Raw genomic sequence first — 13,925 nt, 5'->3', positions numbered from 1 at the left:
CACCCGACTCACCACCAGTCACGTCCCGTACCCGATCCGCGGAGGTCAGCCCAGGCGGAGTTCCTGTTGGGCGTGGGCCACGCGGAAGAGGGCCTCCGCGATGGTGGTGGATTCGTCGTCGGTGAGGTGGCGGGAGAAGTGTTCCCAGATGCCGGCCATGTAGGCGGGGGCCGTGGCGTGGATGGCGGCGCGGCCGGCTTCGGTGATGGTGGCCCAGGTGACGCGTTTGTCCGTGGGGTCCGGGCGCTTGGTGACCAGGCCTGATCGGGCCATCTCGTCGACCAGGCGGCTGACCCGGGTGCGGCTGAGGACGACCCGTTCGGCGACCTCCTGCATGCGCAGGCCCTGGTCGCCGCCGCTCCTGACTTCCAGGAGGACGTCGTACCAGGTCAGCGGGATGGTGCCGTTGCGCGCCACATCACTCTCGATGGCGCGCACGGCGGCGCTGTGGGCGAGAAGCAGTGCTCGCCAGGCCTCGAGTCGGTGCTCACCTTCGTTCACAGGGACGAGTGTAACGGGACTTGCGTGCGTGCGCACGCATTGATTAATGTGTGTGCGGACGCACTGATTAACCACTCATGCTGGAGGCACGGACATGGTCCAGAAGATCACCCGCGACGAGCTGCAGAAGAAGATCGACGAGGGCCTGGTGACGGTCGTCGAGGCGCTGCCGCTGTCGTACTACGCCGACAAGCACCTCCCCGGCGCCCTCAACCTGCCGCTCGACCAGGTGGACGAGCTCTCCCCGACCCTGCTCCCGAACAAGGACGCGGCGATCGTCACCTACTGCGCCGACGGCCCCTGCCCCAACTCGGGCATCGCCGCTGAGCGTCTGGTGGAGCTCGGCTACACCGACGTGCGCGAGTACTACGAGGGCAAGGCCGACTGGGTCGAGGCCGGCCTGCCGACCGAGTCCGGCGCCTGAGACCGCCGGTCTCCGACCTCCGACCTCCGAACAGAGGACGCGACTGACATGACCACTTCCCCGACTCGTACCGTCGACGGCGTGGAGCTGCCCGCCGTCGGCACCTGGAAGATCGACCCGGGCCACGCCGAGGTCGGCTTCCTCGGTCGCCACTTCATGCTGACCAAGGTCCGCGGCCGGTTCACCGGCGTCGACGCCACCATCGAGATCGGCGAGCGGCCGGAGGACAGCAAGGTCACCGCCGTCATCGACATGGCGAGCGTGGACAGCGGCGACCAGACCCGCGACGACCACCTGCGCTCGGGCGACTTCTTCGACGTGGAGAAGTTCCCGAAGGCCACCTTCACCTCCACCCGGGTGACCTGGGACGGCAAGCGCGGCACGCTCAGTGGCGACCTCACCATCAAGGACGTCACCAAGCCGGTGACCCTGGAGGTCGACTACCTGGGCCACGCCCGCGACCCGTGGGGCAACGACCGTACGGTCTTCTCCGCCCACGGCAAGGTCAACCGCGAGGACTGGGGCCTGACCTGGAACATGGTCCTGGACTCCGGCGGCATCCTCGTCTCCAAGGAGATCGAGCTGTCCCTGGAGCTCGAGGCGATCAAGGAGAACTGACCTCCTGACGCCCGCGCCACGAAGGGCCTCGGTCGTGCCTGCTCGCACGGCCGAGGCCCTTGCCTCGCGCCACGCGCTCAGGCGCCGGTGATCCGGGCCACCAGGGCGAGCAGCGCGCCCCGGATCCGTTCGCCGTCGAACTCGCCCTTCCGCAGCGCGTGCTGGAGGTCGGAGTCCAGGGGCGCGAGAAGCAGATGCGCGCCACAGTCGGCGTCGAGATCCGGACAAGCCTCGCGGAGCAGAATGGTCAGATGCACGCGCCAGAAGGCGTACGAACCTATCTGGTAGCGCGCGCCCGGCGCGGCCGTCTCCGAGAGCCGTACCAGCTCCAGGTTCTCGTCCAGAAGGTCCAGGTAGGCGCCGAAGAAGGCGGTGACGCGCGCCGCCGCCGGAGCGCCCGGGCCGAGCGGTGGCGGGCCGTGCAGGATGCGCTCCTGAAGGCGGCTGTCCTGCGCGTCGAGCAGGGCGGCGGCCAGCCCTGCCTTGCTGCCGAACCTGCGGAAGAGCGTGCCCTTGCCGACGCCGGCCGCGGCGGCGATGGCGTCCATGGACACGTTCGCCACACCGCGCCGGTCGAAGAGTTTCTGGGCGGCGGCGAGGATCCGCAGCCGGTTGCGCGCGGCGTCCGAGCGCTCGGCCGGCGGCTCGTGCAGGGCGCAGGGCAAGGGCGCGCAGGGCAAGGGCGCGGGCGAGAGGTTCTGCACGCGGGGCCTCGGTTCTTTCTCCGTGGGGATGTCGGAGCGGGGGCGGCGTAGGTGCAGTGTACGGGGAATGGTCCAGGCCGGACCGTCGCGGCGCCGTGGCGCCGTGGCGCCGTGGCGCCATGACCCGAGCACGGAGCGCCCACCGACCGACCCTCGGACCGATCACCCGTCCGCCCCCGTCCGACCGCAAACCGACCATCGTGCGACGGCCATATGACCATCGCGCAACCGGCGTCCAGAAGATGGCCCACTCCTTGGCGAGCCGCTTGTACCGCCGCCGCCGACTGTGACAGAGTCCCCAATCGGACCGCAGTCCGTTTACGGGGGTAATCATGGCTGTAACGCGATCCGGCAGGAGCCCTTCGACCTCCTCCCGCAGACGCATTCACTCCACCGTTCCGTAGGACATTCCTAGGGACGTCCCTAGGACATCCCTAGGACATCGCCGCACCCGCAGCCCCGTCCGCATGGACGGTTCCCGCGTGCCCCGAGGCCGCGGCCTGCAACGAGAAATCCTCTTGAGCACGAGCCGGACCGGCCGGCGCCGCCATGCGCCCGCCCGCCCACCCGCCCGTGCTCCTCATCCGTACGCCGTACGACCGGAGGAACCATGACCGTGCACGCCGACACCTTCCTGGACCTGACCCAGCACGAGATCCAGGCGCTCCGCACCGAGTTCAACCTCGCCGACGCCCACACCCACCAGCGCCAGTCCGCCTCCCAGCACGGGATCGTCGAGCGGCTGCCGCAACTGTGGTACGAGGCCGAGGAAGGGCTCCAGGCCACCTACGAACAGCGTTTCACCGAGGCCTTCTTCCGCCTCCACCGCCAGCCCACCGCGCTCGAGAAGAACAAGACGCTGCTGTCGTACGCGGCGTCCATCTCCACCATGGTCGTCGCGATGTACCTCAAGCGGCAGCGCATGGCCGTGACCCTGGTCGAGCCCTGCTTCGACAACCTGCACGACGTGCTGTCGAACATGGGCGTGCCGCTCTACCCGATCGACGAGTCCGCGCTGCACGACGTCGACCGCATCTACACCGAGCTCAAGCGCCGGGTCCGCACCGACGCGCTCTTCCTCGTCGACCCCAACAACCCCACCGGCTTCAGCCTGATGTCGCACGGCCGCCGGGGCCTTGAGGAGGTCGTCCGGTACTGCAAGGACCACGACAAGCTCCTGGTCATCGACTTCTGCTTCGCCTCCTTCACGCTGTACGACGAGGAGCTCGCCCGCTTCGACGTGTACGAGCTCCTGGAGGACTCCGGCGTCCGCTACCTGGTCATCGAGGACACCGGCAAGACCTGGCCCGTGCAGGACGCCAAGGCCGCGATGCTCACCGCCAGCGACGACATCAAGGAGGACGTGTACAACCTGCACACCAGCGTCCTGCTCAACGTCTCGCCCTTCGTCCTCAACATGCTGGCCGAGTACATAGAGAACTCGGCCAAGGACGGCATGGCCTCGGTCCGCGACCTCCTCGACGTCAACCGGGCCGCGGTCAAGGAGGCGCTGGCCGGCACGATCCTGGAGTACCAGGAGCCGGTCGCCAAGACCAGCGTGGCCTGGGCGAAGATCCGGCACCCCGAGCTGACCGCGACCGAGCTGCAGCGCGAACTGCGCGGCGAGGGCGTGTACGTGCTGCCGGGTCGCTTCTTCTTCTGGAACGAGCCCGGCAAGGGCGAGCCCTACATCCGGATGGCCCTGGCCCGCGAGCCGGAGATGTTCGCCGGGGCGATGAAGCGCCTGCGGGAGGTGCTGGACCGCTATGCCGGCTGACACGACCAGCACGACACCCCTCGACGACGCCGAGCCGTTCATCGACGCCGATCTCTTCCTCGGCATGAACAGCGCCGACGACGACATCCGCATCGCCTGCAAGGCGTTCTTCGTGGAACGGCTCGGCGGGCGGGTGACGATGAGCCTGGAGCAGGTGGGTCGCTGCGACGACGTCATCTGGGGCTACTCGCGCGAACTCCAGGACCTCTACTACCCGTTCATGGACCACCTCCACACGGTCATGGACATCAGCCGGGAGGGGTACGAGCCCGCCGACGCGCAGCTCGCCCTCGCCGAGGACTCCGGCCTGCCCGCGCGGCTGCCGTTCACCGACCGGCTGCTGCTCGCCCAGGTGATCCATCGCAAGGGCCTGCTCCACACCGCAGGCCCGCGCCTGGACACCTTCGGAGGGCTTCCGGTCCGCACGGTGGCCGCCCGGTCGGCCGGCGCGCCGGAGCCCTCCTTCCCCGAGCCGCTGGAGCGGCTCTACCGCACGTCACTGGCCCTGCGCCTGCCCCTTCCCCCGTCCCTGCCCGAGGGAGCGTGAGATGTTCCAGGGAGTGATCGCGGCCCTGGTGACGCCGCTCTCGGAGACCGGAGAGGTCTCCGAGAGCGGGGTCGCCCGGCTGCTGGACAGCATCCGTCCGCACGTCGACGCCCTGCTGCCCAACCTCAGCACCGGCGAGGGCCGGTGGCTGACCGACCGCCAGTGGGAGGCCATGCTCACGGCGACCGTGAAGCACGCGGGCGGCCTGCCCGTCCTCGCCGGCGTGCTGCGCCCCACCACGGACCAGGTCCTGGAGCGGGCCCGGGTCGCCGCCGACCTCGGCGCGAACGGGCTGGTCAGCACCACCCCGTACGGCTCCGGCGTCAGCCAGGACCAGATCCACCGCCACTTCGCCGAGCTCGACGCCCGCGCCGGGCTCCCGGTCGTCGCGTACCACGGCACCGAAGTCGCCGACAACTGCGCCGACTTCGAGACGCTGCTGCGCATCTGCGAGCTGCCGTCGGTGGTCGGCGTCAAGGACTCCTCCGGCAGCTCCGCCTTCACCCGGCGGCTCGTCGAGGCCGCGCCCGGCGCCCGCGTCTACGCCGGTCTCGAGCACCTGCTGCTCGAGTCCGGGGCCGTCGACGGGTACGTGGTGGCGCTCGCCAACCTCGAACCGGCGCTGTGCGCCGACCTGTTCGCGGGCCGTCTCGACGACCCGGCCGCGCGGCTGACCGAGGCCGTGGAGCGGTACGGCCTGGAGGAGGACGACTGGTACGTACGGGTCAAGACCGCGCTCTACGAGCGCGGTGTGCTGGAGACGGACCGGACCGTGGACACGGGAGAGGTCGGGGGATGAAGGCAGCCACCACCACGACGACAGACCGCATACCCGGCCCCCGCCCCGGCGAGGCCGGGGCCGACGCCGAATCGGCGCACCGCGAGCTGTTCCGACTCAACCGTTCGCGTCTCGACTCCCGGCTGCTCGCGCGGGTCGAGGAGATCGAGAAGGGCTGGATCCTGCCCCTGATCGACTCGGTCGAGGCGGCCGGCGAGCCGGTGCCCGACCGGGCCGCCTGGCAGCGGCTGCTCGACGGGCTGCTCGCCGAGGAGCGCGAGCCGAGCCCGGCCGGCACGTACCTGGCCGACGAGGCGACCCGCGAGGAATTCACCCTGGTGGTACGGGAGTTCGCGCTCGACGGGCTGACCGAGGCGCAGAACTTCTTCCCCGCCGTGCCCCGGCTGCCGATCAAGTCCCAGATGGCGGTGATGCGGGTTCTCATCGACGAGTTCGGCTGCGGAAACCTCCAGCAGGCGCACTCCCAGCTCTACCGGCTGCTCCTGGCCGAGCTGGGTCTGCCGACCGAGCCGGAGCACTTCGTCGACACCACCGCGGACGAGACCTTCCAGTTCCTCAACGTCTTCTACTGGCTCACCCAGCGCGCCCCGCACGTCGAGTACTTCCTGGGCGCCCTCGCCTATCTGGAGGCCTCCATCCCGGACGCCTTCACCTACCAGGCGCGGGCCTGCGAGCGGCTCGGCATCGCGCACGGCCGCTACTACACCGAGCACCTGCACATCGACACCTTCCACATGCAGGAGATGCAGCTGGCCATCAAGGAGTACGAGGCGGCGCACGGCCTCGATCCGGCGCGGCTGTGGACCGGTGCCCGGCTGCTCTCCGGGCTGATCGGCGGCGCCTTCGACGCGGCCGTGGCCCGCGCTCGGGAGCTGGCCGGCGGGGCGGTGGCATGAGCGCGCCCGATGAGAACAGGACCCCCGGACCGCCCCGCGAGCCCGCCCTCGAAGAGCTCCCCGGCGACCGGCTCCGGGTCCGCGTCGCCGGGCAGGAGTTCGTCGTCGGCGCCTCCTGCCCGCACCGCAAGGGCCGGCTCGTGCACGGCTACGTCAACCCGCGGACGCTGCGGATCAGCTGCCCGCTGCACCACAGCGCCTTCGACCTGGCCACCGGCTGCCCGGCCGGCGGCCCGACCGAGGACGCGCTGCCGGTGTACCGGGCGGGCGTCTGGCCCGGCTACTACCGGGCCGAGGAGGTCTGGCTGCCCGCCTCGGAGCAACTGCTCGACTGGGGCGAGGAGTTCCATGAGCTGATGCTCGGCGACGACCTGCGCATGGCGGCCTTCAAGACCGCCGTGACCGAGGCCGTACGCCCCGGGGACACCGTCCTCGACCTGGGCACCGGCACCGGCATCCTGGCCATGTGGGCCCTGGAGGCCGGGGCCGCCAAGGTCTACGGCATCGACCTCAACGAGAAGGTCCTCGACGCGGCGGTCGAGCGGCTCGACGCGGCCGGCTTCGCCGACCGGTTCGAGCCACTTCTCGGCCTCTCCTTCGACCTGGAGCTGCCCGAGCGGGTCGACATCGTCATCTCCGAGATCATGGGGAACCTCGCCGACAACGAGAACTTCTCCGCGATCCTCGACGACGCCCGCGAACGGTTCCTGCGCCCCGGCGGCCTCATGCTGCCGCGGGTCGTCGACAGCTTCCTGGTGCCGGTGGCCGCCGAGGAGGCGCACGCGCAGCTGACCGGCGAGGGGCCGCGGGACGCGGGCGGGCCGGAGGCGTTCGCCGCCCTGCTCGCGGCGCGCGGCGCGAAGGACCCGTACGCGCTGTACTACGACGTGATCCTGCCGGTCGCCGGGCATCTCGCCGCGCCCCGGCTGGTCCGCCGCTACGAGCCCGAGCGGCCGGAGGCCACCCCGACCTCGTACGACGTGCCGCTCGTCTACACGGTGCAGCGGGACGGCGTGCTCACCGGCTTCAAGGGGTACTTCGCCGCCCGGCTCTCCGAGACCGTCTCGCTGGACATCTCCGGCGACGACATCGCGGGCCGCACCACCTCCGACAGCTGGAAGCACTGCTATCTGCCGATCGGGCGGCCGGTACGGGTGCGGCGCGGCGACCGGATCGCGATGACCCTGGCCCGGGCGGCGGGCCGCGACGGGAGCCCCTTCGGCCAGACGTACACGTGGAAGGGGCGGGTCCTCTCCGGCACCCGGGTGGTGGCCGAATTCGATCACAGCACCGGCACCGCCGAAACCGCCCCGCCCGACTAGCCGTCCAGCACAACAACCAATCACCACGGGGGAGTTCACCAAGGATGACGAACAGCACAGCATCGGCGGCGGCGACGGAGCGGCACCCGGACGAGCACGGGCGGCCGGTCCGTACGTACGACGTCGTGGCCCTCAACGTCCCGATCGCGTACAACGCCTTCGGCGACCACGACCGCAACGGCGCGCTCTACACGCTCGCCTCGGACGCGCCGGAGCTGCGGGAGCTCGCGGCCTCCTGGCCGCAGCCGTTCCCCAGCTATCTGGAACACCCCGAGCTGGTGCCCGGTCCGCACCCGCTCGCCCGCCCGCTGGTCCTGCGGGTCCGGCGCGGCGAGCGGCTGCGGGTGCGGCTGACCAACGAGCTCTCGCGGCGGGCCGGCATCACCCTGCAGGGTGTGCGGTACGACGTGCGCACGATGGACGGCCTGGCGGCGGGCGCGAACCCGGACACGAGCGTGGCGCCGGGCGACACCCGGGTGTACGAGTGGCTGTGCGAGCACGAGGGCGTGTTCCACTTCGGCGACATGTCCGACGCGCGGGGCGAGGGCTCGCAGAGCCACGGCATGGTCGGCGCGGTGGTGGTCGAGGCGCCGGAGGCGACCTGGACCGACCCGGAGACGGGCGGACCGCTGGCCACCGGCCTGTACGCGGACGTCCACCTCCCGGACCGCAGCTTCCGCGAGTTCGTGGTCTTCATGATGGAGTACCCGAGCAACGACAACCCGGTGACGCCGCCGCCGATGCCGGGGCACGGGGGCGGGCACGGCGGCGGGAGCGGCGAGGGCGGGCACGAAGGGCACGCGCTCGCCGCCGTGGCCGACGCCTCCGCTCCGGCCGCCGACACCGGCATCTACCGCCCCTCCGCCACCGGCGCCCCGGCGCTCCGGCCCGGCACCTCCGACACGATCGACGACCTCACCCCGCTCAACAACGCGATGCTGCCGGTCAACCACCGCATCGAGCCGATGGAGTGGCGGATGTACCGCTACCACCAGCTCCTGGAGCAGGGGAAGATCGACCCGGTCCGCGACGCCATGATCGGCGAGGAGATGCACCACAGCTCCTGGCTGTTCGGCGACCCGGCGACGCCCGTACTGCGCGGCTACTCCGGCGACCCGACCGTGATCCGGCTTGTCCACGGCGGCATGCGCGACACTCATGTCTTCCACACCCACCTGCACCAGTGGCGGGTGCGCGCGGAGGACGAGAACGCGCCGATCGTCGACTCCGTCAGCATCGGCCCGCAGGAGGCCATGACCCTCGAACTCATCGGCGGTCTCGGGTCGAAGCAGGGCGCGGTCGGCGACTCGATCTGGCACTGCCACATGTACGTCCACTTCCACATGGGCATGTGGGGCCTGTTCCGGATCTTCGACACCCTCCAGGACGGCACCGGTCACTACCCCGACGGGCGGCCCGTGCAGGCGCTCGTACCGCTCCCCCACCGTGCGGCACCGCCGGAGCCGACGCCCGAGCGGCCCGGCTTCCCCGGCTTCATCACCCAGTCGGCGACCTTCCCGCAGAAGAACCCGCGGCCGCCGCGGACCCCGCTCCAGCCGCCGGGCATGGGCCGGGAGCCCACTCCCCTGGAGCTCGCCGCGTTCGTGGACGACCCGCAGCCCGGCGAGGCCTTCACGAAGATCGGGCCGGCGGACGCGCCCGTACGCCGCTTCCACCTGGTCGTCACCAACGGCACGCTCTACTACCACGGGGACCCGACCGACGAGCACGCCACGACCTGGCACGACCACAACGCCCACTTCTACGTCCTCGCCGAGGAGATCGAGGAGGCCGGCGGCCTGGAGCAGTTCAAGCGGCAACTGGCGGCGGGCGAGCGGACGTTGGAGCCGCTGGTCATTCGCGCCAACAAGGGCGAGGTGCTGGAACTCACCCTCACCAACGCCCTGCCGCCCGGCCCGCAGAAGGAGTCGGCGTTCGACGCGCCGCTGCCCTTCCAGCCCGAACTCGGCCTGCACACCCACCTGGTGAAGTACGACCCGCTGGTCTCCGACGGCTCGGCGGTGGGCTGGAACTACCTGTCCGCGACCACGACCGCCGACCAGGGCGAGGAGGCGTTCGGGCAGTACAACTCGTGGACCTACCGCTGGTACGTGGACGAGGAGTTCGGCACCGTCCTCTTCCATGACCATCTGCTCGCCAACTACCGCCAGCGGCACGGCCTGTTCGGCGCGCTGATGGCGGAGCCGGAGGGCGCGACCTGGGTGTCGCCGGAGGATCACGGCAAGGAGCTGCGGCGCGGTACGCAGGCGGTCGTCAAGCTCGCCGACGGCACGTCGCACCGCGAACTGGTCCTGGCCATCGGCGACTTCGTGCCGATGGTGCGGCACGGGCACGGCGACCACGGCGGGCCGATCAATCCGCCGCCGGCCCCCGGCGCGCCCGACGACCAGGGCGTGATGGGCGTCAACTACCGCAGCGAGCCGCTGTCCGAGCGGGGCGGGGACCCGGCGCACTGGTTCTCCAGCGCCGAACACGGCGACCCGGGCACGCCGCTGCTTCGCGGCTACCCCGGCGAGGACCTGCGCGTGCACGTCGTGCAGGGCTCGCACGACCTCCAGCACAGTTTCACGATCTCCGGGGCGCGCTGGCGGGAGTGGGCGGGCCGGGATGACACCGCCTGGCGCAACCAGCAGACCTTCGGCATCTCGAACGTCGCCCAGATGCGGCTCGCCCCGACGCTGAGCGCCGGCGACCACCTGTGGTCGTTCAGCGCGGGCAACGACCTGTGGCTGGGCTGCTGGGGTCTGCTGCGGCTGCACGAGCGCCCGCAGGCGGACCTGCCGCCGCTGCTGAGGCCGGGGCACCCGGCGCCGGTGCCGGCACCGGTGCCGCTTCCGCCGCGCCGCCGGGTGCGACGGCACACCGTACGGGCCCGTTCCCAGGTCATCGAGTACAGCCCGCTGCGCACCGACCCGTACGGGCTCGTGTTCAGCGCCGAGGGGGACGGCGGCCCGGAGGAGGGCCCGCTGGTGCTGCGCTGCCGGGCCGGCGAGTGGGTGGAGGTCACCCTCGTGAACGAGCTGGACGGGCCGCCGCCCGCCAGCCCGCTGGACCCGCGGCTGATGAACGAGGCCGACCCGGGAGCCCGTACGGTCTCCGGCCGGGTCTCGCTGCACCCCACCCTGCTCGACTTCGACGTGCGGACGGACGACGGCGCGCACGTCGGCCGCAACTCCGACTCGACGGTGAAGCCGGGATCCTCGCGGACCTACCGCTGGTTCGCCGGCGAGCCGGGCGTGGTGCTGCTGCGCTCGCACGCGGACGTGATCTCGCATCCGCGGCGCGGCCTGGTGGGCGTGCTCGTCGTGGAGGAGGCCGACGCCACGCCGTACGACCCGGACACCGGCCGGGAGCGGTGGACCGGCGAGCGGGCCGTGGTCCGCCGGCCGCACGCCGAACCCGTACGGGAACTGGTCCTGGTCACGCAGGACGGGCTGCGGCTCTACCACGACGGCGACCTCACCCAGCCGGTCACCGACCTGTTCTCGGACAGCCCGGACGACGCCGGCCAGAAGGCGTACAACTACCGCACCGCGGCCCTGCACCCGCTCGACCCGGTGCTGTCCGACCCGGAGCCGCCGACCCCGCTCCTGACCGTCCGTCCCGGCGACCAGGTGGCCGTCCATCTGGCGATCGGCTCGCACCGGATGCGCAACCAGGGCTTCACGGTGCACGGGCAGGTGTGGGACGCCTCGGAGACCGGCCTCGGCTGGTACGTGTCGACGATCGGCGCGCTGGCCTCCGGAAGCACCCGGACGGTGCGCTTCCGGGCGCAGCATCCGGGCGACCATCTGTACCGCACCAGCAACATGCACTGGGGTGTCAGCGAGGGCTGGTGGGGACTGATCCGCGTAGAGGAGGGCCCATGACATCCACGCCCGACGTCGTACCCGAAACGACGACCACCGACCCGCGGCTGCCCGCCGCGCCCGACACCATCGCCGTCTACACCGACCTCAACTGCTCCTTCGCCCATGTCGCCGTGCACCGGCTGCACGAGACGCGGCGGCGGCTCGGCCTGGAGGGCAGGGTCTGGTTCGACTTCCGGGCCTTCCCGCTGGAGCTGTTCAACCGCGAGGTCAACGCCCGCCCGGGCGTCGACTCGGAGATCTCCGTCCTCGGCTCCCTGGAGCCCGAGGCCGGCTGGCAGCTCTGGCAGGGCCCGGACTGGACCTACCCGGTGACCACCCTGCCCGCCCTGGAGGCCGTCCACGCGGCCAAGTCCCAGAGCTGGCACGCCAGCGAACAGCTCGACCGCGCCCTGCGCCGCGCCTTCTGGGCGCAGGGCCGCTGCATCTCGCAGCGCCACGTGATCCTGGAGGTCGCGGAGGAGACCGGCGCGGTGGACGTCGACCTCCTCGCCGCCGCCCTCGACAGCGGCACGGCCCGCCCGGCGATCATGTCCCAGTACGACTCGGCCCGCGACGGCCGCGTCAACTGCAGCCCGCACGTCTTCCTCCACGACGGCACGGACGCGGCCAACCCGGGCATCCGGGCCCGCTGGATCAACGGAGGCTTCGGCACGGGCTACCCGTACATCGACGAGGACCGCCCGGAGATCTACGAGAAGCTGCTGCGCCAGGCGGCGGAGCTGCTGTAGACGGGGCGGGGGAACGACCGCGGGGCCGTACGGCAGGACTGCCCATCCTGCCGTACGGCCCCGTTTCATGGGCGATCGGTGTTACTTGACGTTGACCGCCTTCCAGGCGGAGGCGACCGCGTTGTACTCCGCGCTGCCGGCGCCGTAGAGGTCCGTGGCGGCGGACAGGGTGGCGGCGCGGGCGCCGGCGTAGTCCGTGGAGGAGGTCATGTAGGTGGTCAGGGCCTTGTACCAGATCTTGTAGGCCTTCTGGCGGCCGATGCCCGTGACGGTGGAGCCGTCGTAGGTCGGGGAGTTGTAGCTGACGCCGTTGAGGGTCTTGGCACCGCTGCCCTCGGACAGCAGGTAGAAGAAGTGGTTGGCCGGGCCCGAGGAGTAGTGGACGTCGAGACGGCCGACGCCGCTGGACCAGTAGTCGGCGGAGTTGCCGTCCTTGCTGGGCTTGTCCATGTAGCGCAGCGGGGTACCGTTGCCGCGGATGTCGATCTTCTCGCCGATGAGGTAGTCACCGGTGTCCGAGGCGTTGTTGGCGTAGAACTCGACCGAGGTGCCGAAGATGTCGGACGTGGCCTCGTTCAGGCCGCCGGACTCGCGACGGTAGTTGAGACCGGCCGTGGAGGCGGTCAGGCCGTGGGACATCTCGTGGCCGGCGACGTCGAGCGAGGTCAGCGGCTTGGTGTTGTTGGTGCCGTCGCCGTAGGTCATGCAGAAGCACTGGTCGGACCAGAAGGCGTTGACGTACGCGTTGCCGTAGTGGACCCGGCTGTAGGCGGCGACGCCGTCGCCACGGATGCCGTTGCGGCCGAGCTCGTTCTTGTAGAAGTCCCAGGTGACGGCCGCGCCGTAGTGGGCGTCGGCGGCCGCGGTCTCCGGGTTGCTCGCGCTGCCGTTGCCCCAGGTGTCGGTGCTGTTGGTGAACAGCGTGCCGGTGCCGGACGTGCCGCCGTTGAGGTTGTACGTCTTGTGGCCGCCGCGGGTGGCGTCGGTCAGGGTGTAGCCGGCGGAGGTGCCGAGGGTGACCTGGCCGCTGTACTGGGTGTTGCCGACGCCGGTCTCGATGGCCTCGTAGGAGTAGAGCTCCTTGCCGGAGGTGGCGTCCGTGATGACGTGGCGCTCGCTCGGGGTGCCATCGGCTTGCGTGCCGTGGACCACGGTCTCCCACGCGAGGGCGGGCTTGCCGTCGGCCGCCCAGATCACCTTGCGGGCGTCGGCGGCGGCAGCGGCGGCCGGGGCGGCGGCGGCCTTCGTGGTGGCCACGGATATGCGGGCGTTGGTGCCCTTGGTGGTGGAACGGGCGCCGTTCTTCTTCTGGTGCACGACCAGGTCGCCGCCGAGCACCGGCAGGCCCTGGTAGGTGCGCTCGAAGCGGGTGTGGACGGTGCCGTCCGCGTCCTTGACGACGTCGCGGGCGACCAGCTTCTCCTGGTCGGACAGGCCGATCGCCTTCGCGGTGGCGGCGGCTCCGCCCTGGGCCTCCTGGATGGCGGCGGCGCGCTGCGCACCGCTGAGCACGAGCGCGGTCGCGCCGGCCTCGCGCTGGGCGTCGGCGCTGGCGGATCCGGTCTGGACTCCGACGACGACCATGGCGGCGGACGCGATGAGGGCGGCGGCTCGGGCGGTGGTACGAGAGGTACGGCGCGAGGACTGCTGGCGGGTCACGCGGGCTCCTTCGCTGATGAAGCGTGGGGGTTTCATGTGGGGGGTGGTGCGGGTGCG

Annotated in this window: 12 protein-coding genes; 9 read left to right on the top strand and 3 right to left on the bottom strand. The window is 71.2% G+C overall.

Annotated features, from left to right (window positions below; genetic code table 11):
• Window positions 1-45: 45 nt before the first annotated feature.
• Window positions 46-501: a MarR family winged helix-turn-helix transcriptional regulator gene (locus JAO84_RS25280; protein ID WP_265868544.1), complete on the bottom strand. Its 456-nt coding sequence runs from the start codon at window positions 499-501 to the stop codon at window positions 46-48.
• 94 nt (window positions 502-595) lie between these two features.
• Here JAO84_RS25280 and JAO84_RS25275 point away from each other — a divergent pair, with 94 nt between their 5' ends.
• Complete coding sequence (locus JAO84_RS25275) at window positions 596-925, top strand: rhodanese-like domain-containing protein (protein WP_265868545.1); 330 nt, start codon at window positions 596-598, stop codon at window positions 923-925.
• Window positions 926-973: 48 nt separating this feature from the next.
• Window positions 974-1,543 carry a YceI family protein gene (locus JAO84_RS25270; protein ID WP_265868546.1) on the top strand — a complete coding sequence of 190 codons (570 nt, stop codon included), beginning with the start codon at window positions 974-976 and terminating at the stop codon, window positions 1,541-1,543.
• Between the two features lie 77 nt (window positions 1,544-1,620).
• Here the strand turns inward: JAO84_RS25270 and JAO84_RS25265 are convergent, their stop codons facing one another.
• Complete coding sequence (locus tag JAO84_RS25265) at window positions 1,621-2,247, bottom strand: TetR/AcrR family transcriptional regulator (RefSeq protein WP_370414905.1); 627 nt, start codon at window positions 2,245-2,247, stop codon at window positions 1,621-1,623.
• Between the two features lie 610 nt (window positions 2,248-2,857).
• Between JAO84_RS25265 and JAO84_RS25260 the strand changes: the two genes are divergently transcribed.
• The 7 genes from JAO84_RS25260 to JAO84_RS25230 are packed head-to-tail and all read left to right on the top strand — an operon-like array spanning window position 2,858 to window position 12,209.
• Complete coding sequence (locus tag JAO84_RS25260) at window positions 2,858-4,024, top strand: pyridoxal phosphate-dependent aminotransferase (RefSeq protein ID WP_370414904.1); 1,167 nt, start codon at window positions 2,858-2,860, stop codon at window positions 4,022-4,024.
• Window positions 4,014-4,571 carry a DUF6190 family protein gene (locus JAO84_RS25255; protein WP_370414903.1) on the top strand — a complete coding sequence of 186 codons (558 nt, stop codon included), beginning with the start codon at window positions 4,014-4,016 and terminating at the stop codon, window positions 4,569-4,571. Before JAO84_RS25260 ends, JAO84_RS25255 begins: the two co-directional genes overlap by 11 nt.
• 1 nt (window position 4,572) lies before the next feature.
• Complete coding sequence (locus JAO84_RS25250; protein WP_370414902.1) at window positions 4,573-5,370, top strand: dihydrodipicolinate synthase family protein; 798 nt, start codon at window positions 4,573-4,575, stop codon at window positions 5,368-5,370.
• Window positions 5,367-6,266 carry an iron-containing redox enzyme family protein gene (locus JAO84_RS25245; protein ID WP_370414901.1) on the top strand — a complete coding sequence of 300 codons (900 nt, stop codon included), beginning with the start codon at window positions 5,367-5,369 and terminating at the stop codon, window positions 6,264-6,266. Before JAO84_RS25250 ends, JAO84_RS25245 begins: the two co-directional genes overlap by 4 nt.
• The gene (locus tag JAO84_RS25240) at window positions 6,263-7,588 is read left to right on the top strand and encodes a methyltransferase domain-containing protein (protein ID WP_370414900.1); all 1,326 of its coding nucleotides are present in this window, start codon (window positions 6,263-6,265) and stop codon (window positions 7,586-7,588) included. The genes JAO84_RS25245 and JAO84_RS25240 overlap by 4 nt, the downstream gene beginning before the upstream one ends.
• A 44-nt stretch (window positions 7,589-7,632) precedes the next feature.
• Window positions 7,633-11,478, top strand: a complete 3,846-nt coding sequence (locus tag JAO84_RS25235; RefSeq protein ID WP_370414899.1) for a multicopper oxidase domain-containing protein — start codon at window positions 7,633-7,635, stop codon at window positions 11,476-11,478.
• Window positions 11,475-12,209: a DsbA family protein gene (locus JAO84_RS25230; protein ID WP_370414898.1), complete on the top strand. Its 735-nt coding sequence runs from the start codon at window positions 11,475-11,477 to the stop codon at window positions 12,207-12,209. Before JAO84_RS25235 ends, JAO84_RS25230 begins: the two co-directional genes overlap by 4 nt.
• Window positions 12,210-12,290: 81 nt before the next feature.
• Here JAO84_RS25230 and JAO84_RS25225 read toward each other — a convergent pair whose 3' ends face one another.
• Window positions 12,291-13,904 carry a M4 family metallopeptidase gene (locus JAO84_RS25225; protein ID WP_370414897.1) on the bottom strand — a complete coding sequence of 538 codons (1,614 nt, stop codon included), beginning with the start codon at window positions 13,902-13,904 and terminating at the stop codon, window positions 12,291-12,293.
• Between the last annotated feature and the right edge of the window lie 21 nt (window positions 13,905-13,925).

It is taken from the genome of Streptomyces fradiae, from assembly GCF_041270065.1.
Classification (GTDB): domain Bacteria; phylum Actinomycetota; class Actinomycetes; order Streptomycetales; family Streptomycetaceae; genus Streptomyces.
The sequence above is the reverse complement of the archived record's forward strand: the minus strand, read 5'-3'. Positions and strand labels throughout refer to the sequence as shown.

What these genes read in the sequence shown, in the direction of transcription:
- JAO84_RS25275 (WP_265868545.1), top strand. Translation starts at nt 596, where the DNA reads ATGGTCCAGAAGATCACCCGCGACGAGCTGCAGAAGAAGATCGACGAG.
- JAO84_RS25270 (WP_265868546.1), top strand. Translation starts at nt 974, where the DNA reads ATGACCACTTCCCCGACTCGTACCGTCGACGGCGTGGAGCTGCCCGCC.
- JAO84_RS25260 (WP_370414904.1), top strand. Translation starts at nt 2,858, where the DNA reads ATGACCGTGCACGCCGACACCTTCCTGGACCTGACCCAGCACGAGATC.
- JAO84_RS25255 (WP_370414903.1), top strand. Translation starts at nt 4,014, where the DNA reads ATGCCGGCTGACACGACCAGCACGACACCCCTCGACGACGCCGAGCCG.
- JAO84_RS25250 (WP_370414902.1), top strand. Translation starts at nt 4,573, where the DNA reads ATGTTCCAGGGAGTGATCGCGGCCCTGGTGACGCCGCTCTCGGAGACC.
- JAO84_RS25245 (WP_370414901.1), top strand. Translation starts at nt 5,367, where the DNA reads ATGAAGGCAGCCACCACCACGACGACAGACCGCATACCCGGCCCCCGC.
- JAO84_RS25240 (WP_370414900.1), top strand. Translation starts at nt 6,263, where the DNA reads ATGAGCGCGCCCGATGAGAACAGGACCCCCGGACCGCCCCGCGAGCCC.
- JAO84_RS25235 (WP_370414899.1), top strand. Translation starts at nt 7,633, where the DNA reads ATGACGAACAGCACAGCATCGGCGGCGGCGACGGAGCGGCACCCGGAC.
- JAO84_RS25230 (WP_370414898.1), top strand. Translation starts at nt 11,475, where the DNA reads ATGACATCCACGCCCGACGTCGTACCCGAAACGACGACCACCGACCCG.
- JAO84_RS25225 (WP_370414897.1), bottom strand. Translation starts at nt 13,904, where the DNA reads ATGAAACCCCCACGCTTCATCAGCGAAGGAGCCCGCGTGACCCGCCAG.